The following is an 18,017-nucleotide window of genomic DNA, read 5'->3' as shown; positions in this document are numbered from 1 at the left end:
CTCCGTGAAGCGACCCTTTTTAAAAGGAATATCTTCCTCTAAAGTCATACAGTATGGCGATACGAAAAGGAACCGTTGCCGAACGCGCCAGCACCCATGCCGTGCTGGCGTCGGGTCGGCGGGTCCGACTACTGGATGTGTTGCGGGTCAGCCCCACGCCGATGACGATCAGCGAATTGGCGGCGGTATGCGATCTGCACGTGACTACAGTCCGCTTTCACCTCGACGCGTTGACCACCGCAGGACTCGTGTCGGCCGAGCCCGAGCCGAATCCGGCGCGGGGCCGTCCCCGCCAGCTCTACCGGGCCCCGGCTCCCCTCGAACCGGACCACCGTGCCGACTCCGGGTACGAACGGCTGGCCGGTGTGTTGGCGACGCACTGGGCGAGCGCGGGAGACGACGATCCCGCGCATCGCGCTGAGGCGGCCGGCCGGGCGTGGGGACTCGAAGACTTCACCGATACACCGGTGTCTCCCCGGTCGGTCGAGGAGGCCGCGAACACCATCACCACACTGTTCGCGGAGATGGGATTCGACCCCGCGCTCGAATCCACACCGGAGGAACTGCGAATCCGGTTGCACGCCTGCCCATTCGAGCCGGTCGCCCGAGAAAGCCCGAACGTCGTGTGCGCCGTACACCTCGGTCTGTTGCGCGGTGTTCTCGCCCGGCTTCACGCACCGGAAACCGACATCCGACTCATCCCGTGGGAAACCCCGCACACCTGCGTCGCCCACCTGGCGCGGCACACGTCCGACCCGCTCGCCCGCGCGCCGCGCGCGTGAACAGCGCGACGACCGATGATCGCAGCGTGTGAGAACCACACCGGTGCAAAGGATTACCTCCCATGAGTGTCTCCCGAATCATCTGGTGGATGGTTACGGTGCCGCTAGGACTGGTCGGCGCGGCGGTCGCTGCCTTCACCATCCCGCCCGCCGAACTCGTTGCCGGCGCGTTCGCCGCGGCAGTGGTCGGCGGAGTTCTGGGTTGGTTGACCGTCGCCGAGTCCACCGCCCCCGCGACACTGGGTTCGTGGCGTTCGTGCCTGCCCACCGCCGCTGTGAGCGGGACGGCCGCGGCAGCGGTTACGGTCAGCATCGTCGGGCTAATCACCCTGTCCGGCGCTGCGGCCGTGCCGCTGGTGTTCGTCATGATTGTGACCGCCCCACCGGTGACGCGTCGGCTCTGTAGCTGGCCGCCGATAGCACGACTACTCGAGCAACAGGCAACTACCGGGGGTGATCACGCGGGAGCCGCCAGCATCCCGGATCCCGCGCCAGACGCCTTTGCGGAATTGTCCGACGAAGCGCTCTGCCACGCCTGGCGCACCAGTTTTACCGCGCTGCAAAACACTTCGTCGGTGACCGACCAGCTAAGACTTGCCCGGACCCGCCAGTACTACCTCGATGAAATCGAGCGTCGCGACCCGCAGGGATTCGCGCAGTGGTTCCACATCGGCGTTCGAGCAGGTAGCGATCCATCCAAGTTCCTCACCCCGGGAGAGCAACCGCCCCCAGCCTCGTGAACCCGCGACCTCGATAGCGACGACCGTAGCCAGAACCGAATCCGCCGCCGAAGTCGATTCCGGGCGTCGTCACCGTCGGCCCTCTCGCCATCTCGGACCCAAGGTTGTCACGCCACCCAGTTCAGGGCCTGCCGCCACGATTATATCGTGCTACGATATATATAGGCCCACAGCCAACCCCGCCGGGGGTTCACTACCCCACGACAGGTCGTCGAATTCGGATCGGCGCAGGTCGTCGGGCAGTCGAACTTCGTTTCCCACCCGCAAGGAGAAGGTCCATGGGCGTCGTCGCCGACATCGAACACACAATCTCGAACCTCACGCTCGATGGATTGCCGAACGTCACCGTCGGCACCTATACCGCGACGCAAATCCTGGACGCCCACACCCTCGCGATCGTCGTCCTCGCCCACCGATACAGCGACCTCATCGAGCAGACCATCAAGGACCAGACGCTGGGCACCACGGAGATCACCGCGCTACGAGACGTCATCACCGTGAGGATCTGAGCGAGCGCGCTTCTCGCCGCGATGGGCTTCAGCGAGAACGGTGAATGATTCTGGGGTCGTGAATCAGGCGGTATGTCGCAGGTGGGCGAGCGCCAGCCCGATGGGGACGCTGAGGAGAAGCACTACCAATACACACCGGTAAACCCGGCCCGCGAGCCGTGGCCCGGCCGGGCGGGAGGCGAGAAGTGCGATGCCCAGTCCGATGACCAGCAGCGCGCCGCCAGCATCGACGATGACCGGTACACCGGTCAGGGTTCCCCAGATGACCGCGGCGTTACCAAGATTCCAGCACGTCAGCTGTGCCCATGCCCTAGCCGGCGGGATCGACGGACCCGCGAGGCGTAGTTGCACCGTCCCGAACGCGTATTGCGCGGCACCGCACACCAGAACGAGATAGGCCGCCAACCAGCTCCCCTTGACCAGCTCCAGCGGCTCGGTGACGGCCGCAACCAGGCCGCCCAGGACGACACAGCAACTCCCGGCGACAACGAATATCCGGCCGGGGTACTCGGTGATCCGACTGTCGGCGGACAACGGTGCCGACGAGCGTCGCAGGCGACCGCGAGCGTCACCAGTGACCGGTCCCGTCTCGATTCCCCCGCCTCGCGCGGGCGTAAGCCTGGCGCTCATGAAGTTGGCTTCGCCCGAGTGAGATGGGCTACGCACAAGTCGGGTTCGACGAACGGGGACAGCCGGTCGACCGCGACGGGCGACTGCCAGGCATCCATCGCGCCCTGCATCAGGCCCAGATGGATGAGGCAGACGATTCCGGGGTCGGTCGAGGCAAGCTCGAGAAACGGACAGTTTCTCAGTCCGATCTGTTCGCCTCCTTGGACTTCGCGTCGTTCGGGTGCAAAGCCCAAGTCGTCGAGCAGAGTTACGAGCCGCGGAACAGACTCCGCCGGCGGCCTCATTGCGTCGTGCCGACCGAAAGACGATTGGCGCCCCCAGGCTCGACCCGCCTCGACCGCGCGGACATCGGAATCGGGTGCCGTAGCGAGGTCGAGCGCGAGGACCTCAGCGAGCAGTCGATAGCGCCTCGGCCCGTTCGGGTCCATCTGCCGCACTGCCTCGAAAAACTGTGGAGGACGTCCCGGCACCCGTCGATCGACCTCGACACGCTTTACCTGACCGTTCTCGACCAGGCGATCCAGGTGGAATCTGACCGTGTTCGGATGGACATCCAGCCGACCGGCGATGTCGACGATGCTCAACGGCGTCGTCGCGTCGTTGAGCATCCGCAGCACACTTCGACGCCGATTCATCGGATCCGGGTTCTTGTTCGTTCTCTTCGGCACGCGTTTCAGGCTTCCTCTCGCTCGGTCCCCCTTGTGATGGATTCCCGACGAGCGGGATCTCCGGGCGAGGAGGTACCCGGGTGCGCCATGCTCTATAGTTTACACAAAGGATCATTGTACAAACTATTGGCAGGATATACACATGGCCGACGAGGAGAAACCGCCGCATGTGCTCGACGTGCGGCAGTTGCGCAAACCGGACAAGCACCCCACGATCTTCGCCACCTACAACGCACTCGCCTGTGGCCACTCGTTCGTGTTGGTCAACGATCACGACCCGAAGCATCTGCGAGACGAGTTCGAGACCGACCACCCCAACAGCTATCGATGGGAGTACCTCAACACCGAACCCCGCGACTGGCGAATCCGGATCACCAAGCTCACGACCACCCCAGTCCCCCGCATTCTGGCCGCTACGAGCGACCTCGTGACACACAACGCGCAACCAGATTCGACCGGCAGGTAGGCAAGCTCCACCCGCAACCGCGATACTTCGGTAGAGGCGAGTCGTTGATCGATGCTTAGGTTTCTCGTCGTCGCAGCGCTCGGTGTCGTCGTCGTCGCCACCACCCTGCTTGCCGCGTTCGGATCATGGGCGTGGTGGACGCCGCGTTGCTGGCCTTCCTGTTGGTGGTCGGCACATACGACCTGTTGCAGCGCCGGCATTCGGTGCTACGAAATTATCCAGTGCTCGGACAAATGCGGTATCTGCCGCACCACCGAGATCCTGCTCACCAGCCCCCTCGCGGACGAATCAATCCTGGACACGCAGGCAAGCTGACCTGCCGCAGCCACGGGCCGTCGAATACCGGCACCCGCCACCAAGCCGAGCCGTCACATATACCGCTGTGTCGTGCGGACCTCAATGAAGCTGCCTAGTGCCCGGCTACCTTGCGGCTTGGGCCAGCTTCGGGAGTTCTGGGAAGTGCGCAAGTTCAGTGTGACTGAAGCCTTTTCGGCGAGAACCCACCGTAGTTCCGGTGCTGCTCTCGTGAATCGCGGCGGGTTGTTGTCTCCGAGATTAGCTCGGATTGTCGGTCGGAGTGGGTTACTCGAGGTGGTTGGTGTCGTTGCGGATCGTGCTGTCCACCAGCCCGCCGAGGCCCGCGCGAGCACGAACCCGGCCAGCACGTCGGTCTCGAAGTCGGCCAGATCCTCCTCGGTCGACGGCGTTCGATGCTCGCGCAGATCGCGAACCACAGCCAGGCCCAACTCGCACCTCCTCGACTTCACCCGCAGTGAAGATTCATCGCGTCAAACGCAATCTTGTCAACAGGGATGATGCCAGCTCACCGGAGGGCTTCGGGCAGTGACACATCCTCAACCGCTGGTCCAGGAAGTTCGAGATCAATCGACGGAGACGTCATGGCTCAGGAACACGTCGACTGTTGCTTAGCCTAGTATCTGCCCCGCCCCTGGATCTGCCGGAGCGAACCGGCACAGATTGCGGTCGCCCGGTTGGCGTTACGTCAATTCACCTCGGCAGACTCGTCGAGTTCGTCGAGTGCTGTAGTTCCGCGAGGCGACAGTCCGGCAGCGCACTCGATCTAAGCGCGGCGCCGCCGCGGAGGTGCAGATGCTGCCCATCATGGACCGGCTCGCTCGCCTCGCAACCTGACTCACTCTCGAGTAGTCGCTGATTTCACTCGAACACTCGAGAAGCGTTGGACGAGACACCATCTACGGCTTAAGACTATGCCGCGTAGCCGCTGCGCCGCGGCTGGTCGGTCAGCGCACGTCGAGACGCTCGAACACGACCACGGTGGCAGCGACCAAGACCACGGTGACCGACACGAGAACCACGAACGCCGGAACTTTGAGTCCGTTGACAAGTTGCCCGTCGCCGACGGCGTAGAAGAACAACGATCCGTAGCGGGCCGGCTCGATCCAGTGCACAGCCGGGGCCAGTGAACTGATCAGATACGACGCGGCTGCTACCGACGAGGAGACGCCGAGGGCGGTGCCTCTGCTCGCGGTCGCGGCACCGATCAACATGGCAAGGGCGCCGAAGTCGACGCCGAGCAGCAGCACCCCGAGGGTGATACCGACCAGGTGGGCAGTGTCGACGGACAGGTCGAAGGCGCGTCCGACAGCGACGAAGACCGCGGTGATTGCGGCCACCGGGACAGTCGTCAGACACAGCGCGACGATTTTCTGCGCCACGACCCGGCGCCGGGATATCGGGAGCGCGATTACTGTTCCGAGCGTGCCGTCTTCGTTTTGCCCAGCAACGGACGAAGCGCCGTAGCCGATGGCCAGCAACAGCACCACCAGGGGCACGAAATTGGCATACAAATTCGCGTTCAGCCAGCCCGAGGAGGTGGTCAGTGAGCCGCTGGCGCCGAAGAGGGCAGCCACCGTGGAGTTGCCCTCGCTGAACTTATCAAGTCCCGAATCGCTCTTGAACGTGGGATAGAGCGCCACGATGACGAAGGCATAGACGGCCATACCGACGGTGTAACCGATCATCGAACGTCGGCGCAGGCGCAGGTCGATTCGAGTCAGTTCACTCAGCATCGACGACCTCCGGGTCCCTATCCTTGCGGTAGTACTCGAGAAACAACTCGTCGAGATCGGCAGCGCGCGCGGTCATGTCGATCGGTTCGAGTTCCGCGATCAGGCGCAGCAGAGGGCCGATCGGCGCGGTGACGGAAAGTGTGATTCGGCCGCGGGTGTGGTCGATGAGTCGCACCCCGCTAAGTCCGTCGAAACGATGCCGGTCGACGTGGTGGTCGAAGTGCAGTTCGATTGTGCGCGGTGCCTGGCGGCGCAGGTGTTCGATGGTGTCGGTGACGACGATGCGGCCGTCTTTGATGATGGCGAGACGGTCCACCAGCCGTTGTACCTCGTCGAGCTCGTGCGAGGACAGAAACACGGTTCGACCGTCGTCGGCGGTTTCGCGCACCAGTCGGACGAACTCGTCCTGTAGTAAGGGGTCGAGACCGGAGGTCGGCTCGTCCAGGATGAGCAGCTCCGGTTTGTGCATGAACGCCTGCACCAGACCGATCTTTTGCCGATTGCCCTTGGACAGGGTATGCACCGGTGTGTCGAGTTCGACATCGAAGCGCTCCACCAATTCGTCTCGATACACGTAATCGGTCAGGGCACATATTCGTGCCACACCGTCGAGGTGTCGTTGCCCGGTGAGCCGTGGATACAGTGCGAGTTCACCAGGTAGGTAGCCGATGCGGCGGTGGATCTCGACGCTGTCGGCGACTGGGTCGAGGCCGAATACGGTCGTTCGACCGGAGTTTGCACGATATAACCCGAGTAACAAACGGATTGTGGTGGATTTGCCTGCACCATTGGGCCCGAGGAAGCCGAACACTTCGCCGGCTGCGATGTCGAAGCTGATGTCGGTGACGCCGCGACGGGAACCGAACCGGCGGGTGAGCCGGTCGACCTCGACGATGGTTGGCATGGCTGATCCTCCCGGTTTTACCGAGCGCGGAAGGAGTCCGGGTCGGCGGCGGTCCAGTCGTCGGCCCAGGTCGGTGGGGGCTCGGCCAGGAGTTGGCCGGGTTCGAGCCATTCGTAGATCTCGGCGTAGGAGCGGATGTGGGTGGGGGTGAGCCGCTTGATCAGCATGTGCGGCGTGAGGTCGGCGGGGTCGCTGACACCGAGGGATGCCATGATTTGCACAGCCTGAGCGACAGTGGCTGCTTGATAACGTTGTGCGCGTTGGGATTTGTCTCCGACGTCGAGCGCTCGGGCCCGCTTCGGGTCTTGCGTGGCGACACCGACGGGGCACTTGTTGGTGTGACAGAGCTGGGCCTGGATGCACCCGATCGCCATCATCATGGCGCGCGCAGCGTTGGTGTAGTCGGCACCTTGAATGAGTCGTTTGACAATGTCGTTGCCCGCCGCCACCTTCCCGCTGGCGCCGATCTTGATTCGGTCGCGCAGCCCGGTGCCGACGAGGGCGTTGTGCATCGTGATCAATCCCTCCGTCAGCGGCAGACCAACGTGATCTTCGTATTCCAAAGGCGCAGCGGCGGTTCCGCCCTCTGCGCCGTCGACGACGATGAAGTCGGGGGTGGTCGATTCCGCTCTCATTGCCTTGCAGATCGCGAGCACGTCGACCCGGGAGCCGACACATAACTTGAACCCAACAGGTTTTCCATCGGCGAGTTCGCGCAACTGGGCGACGAACAGTACGAGTTCGCGGGGCGTGTGGAATGCGGTGTGCGCAGCAGGGCTGACGCATTTCTCGTGTGCGGGCACGCCTCGGTACCGTGCGATCTCGGCGCTGACTTTCGCTGCCGGAAGTACCCCTCCGATACCGGGTTTCGCGCCTTGGCTCAGTTTCAGCGAGATCGCTTTCACGTGGGGGTGTGCGGCTTTGTCGGCGAACTGGTCGGGGGCGAATCGGCCGTCGTTGTCACGGGCGCCGAAGTAGCCGGACCCGATTTCCCAGATCACGTCGCCGCCGCCGTCGAGATGGTATGGGGTGAGTCCGCCTTCGCCGGTGTCGTGGGCGAAGCCGCCCCGGGCGGCGGCGGCGTTGAGTGCGCGTAATGCGTTGCCGGACAGCGCGCCGAAGCTCATCGACGACACGTTCAGCAGCGACATCGCGTACGGGTGCCGACAGTCCGGTCCGCCGATCATCACCCGCGGCGGCTGCTCGGGTTCGGGGACCGGGGCAACCGAATGCACCAGGAATTCGTAGCCGATCTCTTCGACGTCACGTTCGGTGCCGAACGACAACTCGCCGTGTATGCCTTTGGCTCGTTCGTAGACGATGCTGCGGATGTCACGGTCGAACGGCCGGCCATCGAAGTTGCGCTCGATGAAGTACTGCTGCAGCTCCGGGCGCAAGCTTTCCAGCAGGTACCGCATGTGACCGAGCACCGGATAGTTCCGCAAAACCGAATGTCGGCGCTGCACCAGGTCGTACACGCCCACGACGAGCAGAAGAGCCAGCACCGCCGCGGCGACCCACCATCCCCACCAGCCGAAGGTGGCAAGTCCGATCGCGGCGACAACGACGAGACCCAGTGCCGCGACCACGAAGAATCTCAGCATGACGGTTCAGCTCGCCAACACTTGTGGTGAGAGGATTTTGAGCATTGCGTTGGCCCACCGCATCTGCCGCAGGGTTTGCGCGTGGCATCGAGTAGCGAGTGCGAGCAGGTCGGCGTCCTTTGTGGCCTGTGCGCCTTGGGCGAGCAGTTCCCAGTCCAGCGACACTCCTGCCGCGACGCGGTACGCGTGCCGCAGGTCGATTAGCAGCAGCAACGCCGGCTCGGGGCGGCGCCCGAGCAGAGTGCTCAACTTTTCCTGCAGCGGTGCGGTGACAGGGTGGGTGCGCGGATTAAGAGTCAGATCGAGGTCGTAGCGTTGGCCGGTGCGGGCGAGTTCGCGCACGTGGTCGTCGGACCATGCCGCGAGATCGCCGGCGACGTAATAGATTTCGTGGTCGCTCTTGTGCCGGGCGGCGATGGCGCGCAATTCCATGGCGAGTGTGCGTTCGCAGCGGTGCAGTTCGCGCAGTGCGAGTGCAAGTTTCATCGTGGCCCCTGCTGGACTTCTTCGGTGGTGCGGGCTGTGGCGTCGCCGACAGTCGGTTCGATGGTGGTATCGACGGGTGCCGATGCGGTGGTCGTCGGTGCCGGGGCCGGTGTGCCGTCGCCTGCTGTGATCCGGCGGATGCGGGCGGCAGCGGTTTTGAAGATCGGCTGTTTGGATGCTGGATCCCACTCGGTGGCGGTCAGTTCGTTGCCGGCCCGGTCGTGCTGGGCGATCTCATCGTTCCCGGCGTCCCAGTAGCCGTAATGGAACGGGACGAACAGCACACCGGGCCGGATCGCGCTGACCCGCGCCTGCGCCCGGACAGCCCCACGTGGTGAGGACACGTCGACGAGATCTCCCTCGCCGATGCCGGCCTGCTCGGCATCGGTCGCGGCGATCTCCACCCAGACCTGCGGTGCGGCGGCCTGAAGTTGTGGTGCCCGTGCAGTTTTGGTGCGGGTGTGAAAGTGGTACAGGGTGCGTCCGGTGATCAGCGCGAACGGATAGTCGGCGTCTGGTTGCTCGTGCGCGGGCCGGTAGTCGGCAGCCTTGATGATCGCTTTTCCGAACGGGTTGAGCGCCCGGTATTCGGTCGGTCCCACCGGTGTACCGGTCAGCAGGTCCTTGCCGTAGGACTCGCAGTAGTCCGGAGCACTACAGAACCGGCCGTCTGCGTAGAGGCGTTCGGTGCCGTCGGGATGGTCGGTGCTGCACGGCCACTGGATTCCGCTGCCGCCGCGCAGTTTCGCGTAGGTGATGCCGGTGTAGTCACACGGTCGTCCGGCGCTGCATTTCTTCCAGGCTTCGAACGCCGACTCGGCATCGGTCCAGGGCGGCAACGGTTTTCCATCGCGATCCCGAAAATCCATGCGGCGGGCGAAGTCGAGGAAGATGTCGAGATCCGCACGTGCCTGCCCGGGCGGGCGCACCGCTTTGTCCGACAAGTGCACGGTGCGGTCGACATTGGTGAACGTGCCGGTCTTCTCACCCCACGTCGCGGCGGGCAGTACCACGTCGGCAAGTGCCGCTGTTTCGGTGAGAAACACATCCTGTACGACGACGAACAGCCGGTCCTGGCTCAGGATTGCCCGGATACGGGCCAGTTCGGGCAACGAGACGGCCGGATTGGTCGCGCTGATCCACAGCATCCGCAGCGACCCTTGTTCGGCATACCGAAACATCTGCATGGCGTGTGTCGGCGGGCCATAGTGCGGAATCTGATCGACATCGAGATTCCACAACGCGGCCAGCCCGGCCACGTGCGTATCGTTGGCCCAGTTGCGAAACCCCGCCAGGTCGCCGTCGGCGCCGCATTCGCGGGTGTTCTGTGCGGTCGGCTGTCCGTTCATCTGCAGCACGCCGCCGCCGGGTTTGCCCAACATTCCTCGCACAATATGAATGTTGTTGACCTGCACCGCCGCAGCGGTCGCCTGATGTGATTGGTAGAACCCCTGCAGCACAGTCGACACCAAACGCTGCGTTGTTCCCAGAAGTGCTGCGGCGCGACGAAGTTCGTCGGCGTCGACGCCGCAAATCCTGGCGACACGCTCCGGTGGATACCCGCGCACCCGGGCCACGAGCTCGTCGAACCCGACAGCGTGAGCATCTATGTAGTCATGGTCGACCCAGTCGTGGGCGATGATTTCGTGCAGCAACCCGTTCATCAGGGCCACGTTGGTCCCGGGCAACGGCGCCAAGTGGACGGTGGCATGCCAGGCGACGGGTGTCGGACGGGGATCCACACAGACGATCGCGGGCGGGTCCTGGCCGGCGAGACGATCGAGGATCCGCGTCCACAACACCGGTTGGGTTTCGGCCATGTTGTGGCCGAACAACGCGATCACCTCGGCGTGATCGATATCGGTGTAGGAGCCCGGCTGGCCGTCACACCCGAACGACTCCTTCAACGCTTGCGCGGCCGTCGCAGTGCACAGACGAGTATTGCCGTCGAGGTGATTGGTGCCGATCGCGCCGTGCGCGATCACCCCGAGGGTGTAGTACTCCTCGAGAAACAGCTGCCCCGAGGTGTAGAACCCGATTGCGCTCGGCCCTTGCTCGTTCAGCAACGTCTTGCTCTGCGCTACGACCTCGTTCATCGCCGTATCCCAGTCGGTTTCGACCAATTCGCCGTTGCGCCGCACCAATGGTTGCGTCAATCGATCCGGTGACGAGTTCGCTTGCCACCCGAACAGATCCTTCGGCCCGAGGCGACCGTGGTTGACGCGGTCGACTGCGCGGCCCCGGACACCGACAATGCGGTCGTCTTTGACCGCAATGTCGATGCCGTCCCCGTTCGAATGCAGGATCGACGCCGATTGCACCCACGCGTCGACCTGCTGCGGGGACACTCCGGCGGCCAGGTGGGTGTCGACACGAACCGGCCACCGCTCGCCTCGTCGGTACGGAGTACGGGTACCCCACGGATTGGCGATCGCGTCCCTGCTGACCACCATTTTCCACGGTCCTTTCCGCTGGTCCGGTCGATACCGCCGCGACGCCGATCTTTCGCGCTTTCGCGGCTCGCTGATTCCAGCGTGGCACAAGCATTGCGTACCCGCAATGATTGCGTTTACACACCGATGCCGCGTCAGTGGTCACGATGTAGACGGCCAGAGCAAGGTCAGGTCGGTGTCGGAGGGTTCGCCCGCTGCCGTGGCGAAACTGTCCAACGCCGCCACCCGCGGTCCCCGGTCCGATGAGACAATGATCGATATCGGCACCGATGAAGAACGACGAGAGCATGATCGGTGTTGCCCAGTAGAAAGTCACCGGCGGGTATTCGCTTCAACACCGCCGCGATTGCCATGCGGCGGTGCGTCGTCACCGTGTCGACGACGTCGTGGCCGGCTTCGGTCAGGCTCAAGGTCACGTTGCGACGGTCGACCGGGCATTCGCGACGATCCACCAGCCTTGCCTTGAGTAGCCGGTCACAGGCGCGACTGGCGTTGGACGGATTGACGCCGAGCCCGGCGAACGACAGCCGCCAGATTCAGTGCCCCTGGTGGCGATCATGACCAGGATGCGTAAGTGCGGGAGAGTCACCTGCTCGTCGACTGCAGCGATCGAGCCTGCAGCGATGCCCACCAGGGCCCACGAGGCCCGCAGTACGGCGTCCACTTGACCCGCTTAGGTGGCCCGGCGTGCGAGGAGGGACGCTGCACAGCGTTCATGCCACGAATCCTGCCCGAATCAATTGCGCCGAAGCAACAATTCGAGCTGGGACACTACGTCAGTTCCGCCGGGCGCGTGTCGGTGGCTGGATGTAGCCTGCGCGAATGAGTGGTGCCGATCGACCTGTCACCGTGTCGAGCGCCGCACTCGATGATGCCGCGCAAATTCTGCGCGACAAATATGACGTGCTGCTGGACCGAATCACGGATCGACTGCTGGACATGCCTGCGCCCGGAACTGCCCCGTGGTACGCCATTTTCCGCGATCAGCTCAGCGCCGATATCTATCGCCAACGGCGTTCACTGATCCGCGAAGCACTCGCACACCGTGCTCAGGTAACGACGGCAGCCGGCACCCGTTCGATTCGCCGGCAACGCAAAACCCGACGCCGTGACCGCGACGACGCACAACTCAGCATTTGGTAATTGAGGCCATTAAGGTTCGAACGTCCATTAGAGCGTGGGGGCCATGATGTCAACTCGGCGCTTCGTGGACCCGCCGTAACCTGAACCAATCGCCTACTCGATCCGCACTCTGAAGTAGTCGCGGATTTCACTCCGAGATCGGATTACTCTCTCAGGTGTCGCGGACTACGTGGAGCAAGGCGTAGCCAACCCCAGTGTGGGTTGCCGTTCAATATGGATCGGGATGCGCATAATCGGCGCGAGCCTGGCTCGACTTCTTGGGGCCCGACGCCGTGGTCAGCGCGAATGCGGTCACCGACGGCGTCCGGCGTGGCGAAACCGTCGTCTGGCCAGCGCCATCCTAGCGAGATACACCGGTGTCGGTGGGACCCATCCGAGGGCCTTGGCCATCCCGAGATCGTCGCGGTTGGCCCAATGTTCGATGATCTTGTCGTCGGCGATCCGAAACCAGTGCGATTGGGTGATGGCGAACGATTTCCCGGTCGGCGGAAAGACCGTCTCGACTTTTCCGTCGTCGGTATAGAAGACCGCTGGTGCAACGTGGCGGCCGCTCATTGTCGAGTTGACCGTGACCAGGTCGCCGTCGGCGGCGACATGATGGATCTCGTAGTCCAGATCGGCGATCGACGCGCGAATCCACTGTGCCAATGCAAAGAAGGCGCCGGGTCCGGTGCCGCGGGCGGAGGGGGGTGCGGCTCGCTGCTCGCGGGTGAAACCGTCGGCGGCGATGTAGCCGTCGAAGTCTGGACGGCTACCGTGTGCCATTGCGTGAATGCTGCCGACCGCAGTTGCTTTGGGGTCGCTGACCACGGCCGAGGGTGGTGTGTTCATGTGTTCTCCAAAATAGATACAGTTGAACTGTATTTAAAAGTATCGGATGGGCGATGAGCGAAGTCAAGAGAAGTTACGACGCATCCCGTCGACGTGAGCAGGCCGCGGCCCGTCGGCACGCCGTGGTGGAGGCTGCTCTGGATTTGTTCGAACACAATGGCTTTCGGTCGACTTCCATCGCCGCGATCGCCCGCCACGCGGGAGTTTCGGCAGAGAGCATCTACAAGGTGTTCGGCACCAAGGCGACGCTGGCGAAAGCGGTGTTCGATTTCGTGATCGCCGGCGATCACGAGGACGCGACGATCGCCGACCGACCTTCCGCCGCGGCGGTGGCGGTAGAGCCCGATGTTCGGCGAAAGATCGAGATCTATGTGCAAGGACTGGCTCGCCGACAACAACGATCGGCGAAGGTGCAGATCCTTATACGCGACGGGCGCCTCATCGACGATGCGCTCGATGTTGTGTGGTGCCAGCTGCTCCACGAACGCTTGACTGGAATGACGATGCTCGGCCGACACCTACTCGACACCGGACAGTTACGGGTCGGGATCGAGCTCGACGAGGTACGCGACGTCCTTTGGACCTATGTCGCGGTCGAACTCTACGAGCTCTTGGTGCTTGATCGCGGTTGGTCGCTGGAGCGCTACGCCGACTGGATCGCCCACGCCATTACCACCGCATTGACCTAGCTCGAATGTCGGTTCCGCGGGACAACCGGCCTGGACAACGCCGCTAATCTGGCAAATCGCACTCACCGCCCACTTCAGCGGCCGCAGGGGCTGCCACCGCTCCAGAAAGGTCGGCATCCAGACGTAGTCGAACTCGGCGTTCCGCTACGCCACTGGCCTGGCCCCTGACGGGGTGTTCGCATGGGCGTTTGCGCAGGCGGGGCAGATGGTCACTTCGGCGGTGACGACCCAGCCGTTGCCGTGTGCGTCGGCGCGCGGATCGCGATGATCGGTGGCGAAGCGACGTTCGCAGTAGGAGCAATGCAGCGTGTGGTTATGTTCGGTCCGGTTCATGACGGTGATGGTTGCCGCTGGGTGTTGTCGGGTCGGTGGTCAGTGCCGAGTGGCGCGACTATCGGGGTAACCGAAAATGGCCCAGACCCGGGCGAGCTCTTCGGGGGTCATCTCGACAATTCTGCGCTTCATGCAGTCCACGATCCGGTCGACATTGCGTAGCCGTTCCTCGACCGCTAGGTCGGATGTTTCAGACAGCAGATCCTCGAGCTGGGTGCGGACCGACCGGATGAGAGCCGCCACTCCGACCGGGGACTGCGCATCGGCATCGTTGCTCATCGTCACTCACTTCCGGTCGAAGTGTCGCTCCGATTGCACATATCGTCGGAAAAGCTTCGACAGTTACCCCGTCCATTATCCGCTGGTCGGAAGGGTCCGCCTGCGTGGCCGGTCGCGTCGCGGACAGTGTTCGCGACACGTAGTGAGTCTGTAACCGACTTTGGAACCTGGGCGCGACGAACTCGGCTTCCCGTTCGCCGTCGATGAAGATCTGCTGCTCCGGCACCCCCGCTCGCAGCAGCGTGTCAACCTGATGATCGGGATTCTGCTCGCGGGTCGACACCCTCGCGTACCCGAACCTCGCCATGAGTCTCCTTACGCGCTGTCTGCCAACTGAGACGTTGATTTCGAGACAGCCTGTCGAGACTCGCGAGACGCCTGATTCGACTCCACACGGTCTATCAAACGCGTTTGCGAGCCGCCTCAGACTCGATCGCTGGTGCGATGAGTGCTGCAAGTCGGTCAAGGTCACGATCGGATGGGTGATCTGATCATTGAGGACCGGGTCAGATACTGCTCGATGTCGGGGCGGCGCAAGGTCAGGCCGTGGCCTGGGGCGTCGGGGTCGGGGCTGATTGTGCCGCCGGCGGGGTCGAGGGTGCCGTCGAAGAATAGTGATTCGATCCGGACGTGGTCGTGGAACCATTCGAGGTGGCGAAGGTTGGGTATGGCCGTGGCGGCGTGGACGTGCAGGTGGGGTGCGCAGTGTCCGGATATGTCGAGCCCGAACGAGGCGGCGACCGCGGCTGCCCGGAGCCATTCGGTGATCCCGCCGCACCGAGATGCGTCGACTTGCAGGCAGTCGACGGCACCGGCGGCGCACATGCGGCGGAAGTAGTAGAGGTCGTGACCGTATTCGCCGGCGGCGACGTCGGCGTCGACGGCATCACGGACTGCCCGTAGCCCGTCGAGGTCGTCGGAGGAGACAGGTTCCTCGAACCAGCGGACGTCGGAGTCGGCGGCGGCGCGTATCACCCGGATGGCTTGTTTGCGGGTGTAGCCGCCGTTGGCATCGACGTACAACTCGATATCTTCGCCGATGATGTTCCGGGACAGTGCGATTCGGTCGAGGTCGCGGTCAGGGTCGGTGCCCCGGGATTCTCCGATCTTGATCTTCACTCGCGGGATGACTTGCTCGAAAACCCACCGGGAGAGCTGGCTGCGGAGTTGATCGGGGTCGTAGGTGGTGAACCCGCCGCTGCCGTAGACGGGGACCTTGGTGCGGACGGCGCCGAGCAGGCGGTGCAGGGCCACGCCGAGTAGCCGCGCTTTGAGGTCCCACAGCGCCACGTCGACCGCGGAGATCGCGTAGCCGATCGCTCCCGGGCGTCCGGCGTTGCGCACCGCGCGGACCATCGCGTCGAACGCAGCACCGATATCGAGCGCATCGCGTCCGATGACGATGTCGGCGAGGAGGTCTCGGATCGCGGTCGCGCACGCGACGGGCCCGTAGGTCCAGCCGGTGCCGACCTGATCGCCGGCGCGGATGCGGACCACCACGATGGTGGTCGAATCCCAGGAGAGGGTGCCGTCTCCCTCTGGCGCGTCGGTGGGCACGGTGTAGGCAGTGACGTCGACGTCGTCGACACGGGTGTCGCTCATCGCTCGGGCTGCGCTCACTGTGTCGGGTGCGGTAGGAATTCTTGGGCTTTGATCTTGATCCCTTCTTTCACGATGCCGCGTAGGTCTTCGTCGCCTTTGAGCATGGCGGCGCCGGCTTGTTTCATCTGGTCGTAGGTGGCGTGCGGTGGCACCGGGGGGACGTTGGGGTCGCAGTGCACGTCCAGGACGGTCGGCCGGTTCGCGGTCAAGGCCTGTTCCCATGCCGGTCCGATCTGTTCGGGGTCGGTGACGGTGATCGCGTGCAGGCCGAGACCGGCTGCGAAGGCGGCGTAGTCGACATCGGGCAGTGTCTGGGATTCGGCGAATTTCGGTGCCCCCGACATCGCCCGCATCTCCCAGGTGACCTGGTTGAGGTCGTCGTTGTGCAGCACGGTCACGATCAGCCGCGGGTCGTCCCACAGTTGCCAGTAGCGCTTGATGGTGATGAGTTCGGCGAGGCCGTTCATCTGCATCGCGCCGTCACCGGCGAAAACGATGACGGGCCGGGCAGGGTGTCCGAATTTGGCGCCGATGCCGTAGGGCACCCCGGGTCCCATGGTGGCGAGGTTGCCCGACAGGGATCCGCGCATGTCGGCGCGGAAGCGGAGTTGTCGTGCGTACCAGTTGGCGGCCGACCCGGAGTCGGCGGTGACGATCGCGTCCTCGGGTAGCCGGGGGGACAGTTCGGCGAACAGTCGCATCGGGTTGATCGGGTCGGCCGTCACCGCTGCTTCGGCGGCCATCACCGACCACCAGCGGGCCACATTCTTCTCGATCTTGTTCCGCCAGGATCGATCGGGTCGCGGAGTCAGCAACGGGATCAGCGCCCGCAAGGTGGTGGCCGCGTCGCCGACCATGTTGACCTCGTTGGGGTAACGCATGCCGATGAACGTCGGGTCGATGTCGATCTGCACCGCCCGGGCCTGGTCGTAGCCGGGCAGGAACTGGGTGTAGGGGAAGCTGGACCCGACGGTGAGCAGGGTGTCGCAGTCACGCATCATCTCGTAGCTGGGGCGGGTGCCGAGCAGCCCGATCGCCCCGGTGACGTAGGGCAGATCGTCGGAGAGGACGTCTTTGCCGAGTAATGCTTTTGCGACGCCGGCGCCGAGGAGGTCGGCGACGTGTTCGAGCTCGGCTCGGGCGTTGCGGGCGCCGGACCCGGCGAGGATGGCGACCTTGGTGCCGGCGTTGAGGATCTCCGCAGCGCGGACGAGGGCGTCGTCGTCGGGGACTGTGGTAGGCCAGTCGATGCCGGTGCTCGAGGGCACCATCTTGAAGTCGTGGGTGGGCGGTGAGTAGTCGAGTTCCTGGACGTCGGCCGGGATGATGATCGCGGTCGGTGCGCGGCGGCCGAGTGCGGTGCGGATCGCGCGGTCGAGCACGTTGGGCAGCTGCTCGGGGACGGTCACCATCTGCAGGTACTCGCTGGCGACATCTTTGTAGAGGCTGAGCAGGTCGACTTCTTGTTGGTAGGAGCCACCCATAGCGCTGCGGTTGGTTTGTCCGACGATCGCCAGCACCGGGACGTGATCGAGTTTCGCGTCGTAGAGGCCGTTGAGGAGGTGGATCGCACCGGGACCGGAGGTGGCCATACAGACGCCGAGCCGGCCGGTGAACTTCGCATACCCGACGGCCTCGAACGCGCTCATCTCCTCGTGCCGGGATTGGATGAAGGCCGGGTTGTTGTCGGCGCGGCCCCAGGCGGCGAGGATGCCGTTGATGCCGTCACCGGGAAAGGCGAACACGTGCTCCACGCCCCATTCTCGTAGGCGAGCCAGGACGTAGTCGGAAACTTTCTGTGCTGCCATGAGTGGTTCCTCCTCGATCGGACGAATTTTCGGATGAGC

The 18,017-nt window shown here is 64.1% G+C and carries 20 protein-coding genes and 1 pseudogene; 7 read left to right on the top strand and 14 right to left on the bottom strand.

What is annotated here, in order from left to right; all coding sequences use genetic code 11:
* Positions 1 to 53: 53 nt before the first annotated feature.
* The 3 genes from FGL95_RS29240 (at position 54) to FGL95_RS29230 (ending at position 2,031) form a co-directional block, all read left to right on the top strand.
* The gene (locus FGL95_RS29240; protein ID WP_169594027.1) at positions 54 to 782 is read left to right on the top strand and encodes a helix-turn-helix transcriptional regulator; all 729 of its coding nucleotides are present in this window, start codon (positions 54 to 56) and stop codon (positions 780 to 782) included.
* Positions 783 to 844: 62 nt separating this feature from the next.
* Positions 845 to 1,522 (top strand): hypothetical protein, encoded by a 678-nt coding sequence (locus tag FGL95_RS29235; protein ID WP_169594025.1) that lies wholly within the window; start codon positions 845 to 847, stop codon positions 1,520 to 1,522.
* A gap of 278 nt (positions 1,523 to 1,800) precedes the next feature.
* Positions 1,801 to 2,031 (top strand): hypothetical protein, encoded by a 231-nt coding sequence (locus tag FGL95_RS29230; protein WP_169594023.1) that lies wholly within the window; start codon positions 1,801 to 1,803, stop codon positions 2,029 to 2,031.
* A gap of 63 nt (positions 2,032 to 2,094) precedes the next feature.
* Here FGL95_RS29230 and FGL95_RS29225 read toward each other — a convergent pair whose 3' ends face one another.
* A complete protein-coding gene (locus FGL95_RS29225) occupies positions 2,095 to 2,661 on the bottom strand; it encodes a hypothetical protein (protein WP_240963387.1) in 567 nt (188 codons plus the stop codon).
* Positions 2,658 to 3,296 (bottom strand): helix-turn-helix transcriptional regulator, encoded by a 639-nt coding sequence (locus FGL95_RS29220; RefSeq protein ID WP_169594144.1) that lies wholly within the window; start codon positions 3,294 to 3,296, stop codon positions 2,658 to 2,660. Before FGL95_RS29220 ends, FGL95_RS29225 begins: the two co-directional genes overlap by 4 nt.
* 175 nt (positions 3,297 to 3,471) lie before the next feature.
* On the opposite strand from FGL95_RS29220, the gene FGL95_RS29215 reads away from it, so the two are divergent.
* Both FGL95_RS29215 and FGL95_RS32580 read left to right on the top strand, forming a co-directional pair.
* Positions 3,472 to 3,795: a DUF2249 domain-containing protein gene (locus FGL95_RS29215; RefSeq protein WP_169594021.1), complete on the top strand. Its 324-nt coding sequence runs from the start codon at positions 3,472 to 3,474 to the stop codon at positions 3,793 to 3,795.
* A gap of 125 nt (positions 3,796 to 3,920) precedes the next feature.
* On the top strand, positions 3,921 to 4,208 hold the full coding sequence (locus tag FGL95_RS32580) for a hypothetical protein (RefSeq protein WP_240963386.1): 288 nt from the start codon (positions 3,921 to 3,923) through the stop codon (positions 4,206 to 4,208).
* An 849-nt stretch (positions 4,209 to 5,057) separates the two neighbouring features.
* On the opposite strand, the gene FGL95_RS29200 is transcribed toward FGL95_RS32580, so the two are convergent.
* From FGL95_RS29200 to FGL95_RS33055, 7 genes and pseudogenes are all read right to left on the bottom strand, one after another.
* A complete protein-coding gene (locus FGL95_RS29200; protein ID WP_169594019.1) occupies positions 5,058 to 5,846 on the bottom strand; it encodes an ABC transporter permease subunit in 789 nt (262 codons plus the stop codon).
* Positions 5,836 to 6,750 (bottom strand): ABC transporter ATP-binding protein, encoded by a 915-nt coding sequence (locus FGL95_RS29195; RefSeq protein ID WP_169594017.1) that lies wholly within the window; start codon positions 6,748 to 6,750, stop codon positions 5,836 to 5,838. Before FGL95_RS29195 ends, FGL95_RS29200 begins: the two co-directional genes overlap by 11 nt.
* 17 nt (positions 6,751 to 6,767) lie before the next feature.
* Positions 6,768 to 8,354 (bottom strand): FMN-binding glutamate synthase family protein, encoded by a 1,587-nt coding sequence (locus FGL95_RS29190; protein WP_169594015.1) that lies wholly within the window; start codon positions 8,352 to 8,354, stop codon positions 6,768 to 6,770.
* A gap of 6 nt (positions 8,355 to 8,360) precedes the next feature.
* Entirely contained in the window at positions 8,361 to 8,840 is a 480-nt protein-coding gene (locus tag FGL95_RS29185; RefSeq protein ID WP_169594014.1) for a hypothetical protein, read from the bottom strand.
* A complete protein-coding gene (locus FGL95_RS29180) occupies positions 8,837 to 11,293 on the bottom strand; it encodes a molybdopterin oxidoreductase family protein (RefSeq protein ID WP_169594012.1) in 2,457 nt (818 codons plus the stop codon). Before FGL95_RS29180 ends, FGL95_RS29185 begins: the two co-directional genes overlap by 4 nt.
* Positions 11,294 to 11,460: 167 nt before the next feature.
* Positions 11,461 to 11,745, bottom strand: coding sequence for a MarR family winged helix-turn-helix transcriptional regulator (locus FGL95_RS29175; protein WP_338080079.1), 285 nt, complete (start codon positions 11,743 to 11,745; stop codon positions 11,461 to 11,463).
* A 6-nt stretch (positions 11,746 to 11,751) separates the two neighbouring features.
* Positions 11,752 to 11,820: pseudogene (locus FGL95_RS33055) on the bottom strand (hypothetical protein); the annotation flags it as partial.
* Between the two features lie 295 nt (positions 11,821 to 12,115).
* Here FGL95_RS33055 and FGL95_RS29170 point away from each other — a divergent pair.
* Positions 12,116 to 12,436, top strand: coding sequence for a hypothetical protein (locus FGL95_RS29170; protein ID WP_169594010.1), 321 nt, complete (start codon positions 12,116 to 12,118; stop codon positions 12,434 to 12,436).
* Between the two features lie 291 nt (positions 12,437 to 12,727).
* On the opposite strand, the gene FGL95_RS29165 is transcribed toward FGL95_RS29170, so the two are convergent.
* On the bottom strand, positions 12,728 to 13,267 hold the full coding sequence (locus FGL95_RS29165) for an ester cyclase (protein WP_169594008.1): 540 nt from the start codon (positions 13,265 to 13,267) through the stop codon (positions 12,728 to 12,730).
* A 53-nt stretch (positions 13,268 to 13,320) separates the two neighbouring features.
* Here FGL95_RS29165 and FGL95_RS29160 point away from each other — a divergent pair, with 53 nt between their 5' ends.
* Positions 13,321 to 13,956, top strand: a complete 636-nt coding sequence (locus FGL95_RS29160; protein ID WP_169594006.1) for a TetR/AcrR family transcriptional regulator — start codon at positions 13,321 to 13,323, stop codon at positions 13,954 to 13,956.
* A gap of 144 nt (positions 13,957 to 14,100) precedes the next feature.
* Here FGL95_RS29160 and FGL95_RS29155 read toward each other — a convergent pair whose 3' ends face one another.
* The 4 genes from FGL95_RS29155 to FGL95_RS29140 all read right to left on the bottom strand — a co-directional run bounded on the left by FGL95_RS29155 (position 14,101) and on the right by FGL95_RS29140 (position 17,978).
* The gene (locus FGL95_RS29155; RefSeq protein ID WP_169594004.1) at positions 14,101 to 14,289 is read right to left on the bottom strand and encodes a hypothetical protein; all 189 of its coding nucleotides are present in this window, start codon (positions 14,287 to 14,289) and stop codon (positions 14,101 to 14,103) included.
* A gap of 39 nt (positions 14,290 to 14,328) precedes the next feature.
* Positions 14,329 to 14,568: a hypothetical protein gene (locus FGL95_RS29150; RefSeq protein WP_169594002.1), complete on the bottom strand. Its 240-nt coding sequence runs from the start codon at positions 14,566 to 14,568 to the stop codon at positions 14,329 to 14,331.
* A gap of 468 nt (positions 14,569 to 15,036) precedes the next feature.
* Positions 15,037 to 16,170: an enolase C-terminal domain-like protein gene (locus FGL95_RS29145; protein WP_169594000.1), complete on the bottom strand. Its 1,134-nt coding sequence runs from the start codon at positions 16,168 to 16,170 to the stop codon at positions 15,037 to 15,039.
* 14 nt (positions 16,171 to 16,184) lie between these two features.
* Entirely contained in the window at positions 16,185 to 17,978 is a 1,794-nt protein-coding gene (locus FGL95_RS29140; protein WP_169593999.1) for a thiamine pyrophosphate-requiring protein, read from the bottom strand.
* Positions 17,979 to 18,017 lie beyond the last annotated feature (39 nt).

The organism is Antrihabitans stalactiti (assembly GCF_012932915.1).
Classification (GTDB): Bacteria; Actinomycetota; Actinomycetes; order Mycobacteriales; family Mycobacteriaceae; genus Antrihabitans; species Antrihabitans stalactiti.
The sequence above is the reverse complement of the archived record's forward strand: the minus strand, read 5'-3'. Positions and strand labels throughout refer to the sequence as shown.

Excerpts from the sequence above, each read along its gene's own strand:
- FGL95_RS29240 (WP_169594027.1), top strand. The coding sequence starts at position 54 with ATGGCGATACGAAAAGGAACCGTTGCCGAACGCGCCAGCACCCATGCC.
- FGL95_RS29235 (WP_169594025.1), top strand. The coding sequence starts at position 845 with ATGAGTGTCTCCCGAATCATCTGGTGGATGGTTACGGTGCCGCTAGGA.
- FGL95_RS29230 (WP_169594023.1), top strand. The coding sequence starts at position 1,801 with ATGGGCGTCGTCGCCGACATCGAACACACAATCTCGAACCTCACGCTC.
- FGL95_RS29225 (WP_240963387.1), bottom strand. The coding sequence starts at position 2,661 with ATGAGCGCCAGGCTTACGCCCGCGCGAGGCGGGGGAATCGAGACGGGA.
- FGL95_RS29220 (WP_169594144.1), bottom strand. The coding sequence starts at position 3,296 with ATGAATCGGCGTCGAAGTGTGCTGCGGATGCTCAACGACGCGACGACG.
- FGL95_RS29215 (WP_169594021.1), top strand. The coding sequence starts at position 3,472 with ATGGCCGACGAGGAGAAACCGCCGCATGTGCTCGACGTGCGGCAGTTG.
- FGL95_RS32580 (WP_240963386.1), top strand. The coding sequence starts at position 3,921 with ATGGGCGTGGTGGACGCCGCGTTGCTGGCCTTCCTGTTGGTGGTCGGC.
- FGL95_RS29200 (WP_169594019.1), bottom strand. The coding sequence starts at position 5,846 with ATGCTGAGTGAACTGACTCGAATCGACCTGCGCCTGCGCCGACGTTCG.
- FGL95_RS29195 (WP_169594017.1), bottom strand. The coding sequence starts at position 6,750 with ATGCCAACCATCGTCGAGGTCGACCGGCTCACCCGCCGGTTCGGTTCC.
- FGL95_RS29190 (WP_169594015.1), bottom strand. The coding sequence starts at position 8,354 with ATGCTGAGATTCTTCGTGGTCGCGGCACTGGGTCTCGTCGTTGTCGCC.
- FGL95_RS29185 (WP_169594014.1), bottom strand. The coding sequence starts at position 8,840 with ATGAAACTTGCACTCGCACTGCGCGAACTGCACCGCTGCGAACGCACA.
- FGL95_RS29180 (WP_169594012.1), bottom strand. The coding sequence starts at position 11,293 with ATGGTGGTCAGCAGGGACGCGATCGCCAATCCGTGGGGTACCCGTACT.
- FGL95_RS29170 (WP_169594010.1), top strand. The coding sequence starts at position 12,116 with ATGAGTGGTGCCGATCGACCTGTCACCGTGTCGAGCGCCGCACTCGAT.
- FGL95_RS29165 (WP_169594008.1), bottom strand. The coding sequence starts at position 13,267 with ATGAACACACCACCCTCGGCCGTGGTCAGCGACCCCAAAGCAACTGCG.
- FGL95_RS29160 (WP_169594006.1), top strand. The coding sequence starts at position 13,321 with ATGAGCGAAGTCAAGAGAAGTTACGACGCATCCCGTCGACGTGAGCAG.
- FGL95_RS29155 (WP_169594004.1), bottom strand. The coding sequence starts at position 14,289 with ATGAACCGGACCGAACATAACCACACGCTGCATTGCTCCTACTGCGAA.
- FGL95_RS29150 (WP_169594002.1), bottom strand. The coding sequence starts at position 14,568 with ATGAGCAACGATGCCGATGCGCAGTCCCCGGTCGGAGTGGCGGCTCTC.
- FGL95_RS29145 (WP_169594000.1), bottom strand. The coding sequence starts at position 16,170 with ATGAGCGACACCCGTGTCGACGACGTCGACGTCACTGCCTACACCGTG.
- FGL95_RS29140 (WP_169593999.1), bottom strand. The coding sequence starts at position 17,978 with ATGGCAGCACAGAAAGTTTCCGACTACGTCCTGGCTCGCCTACGAGAA.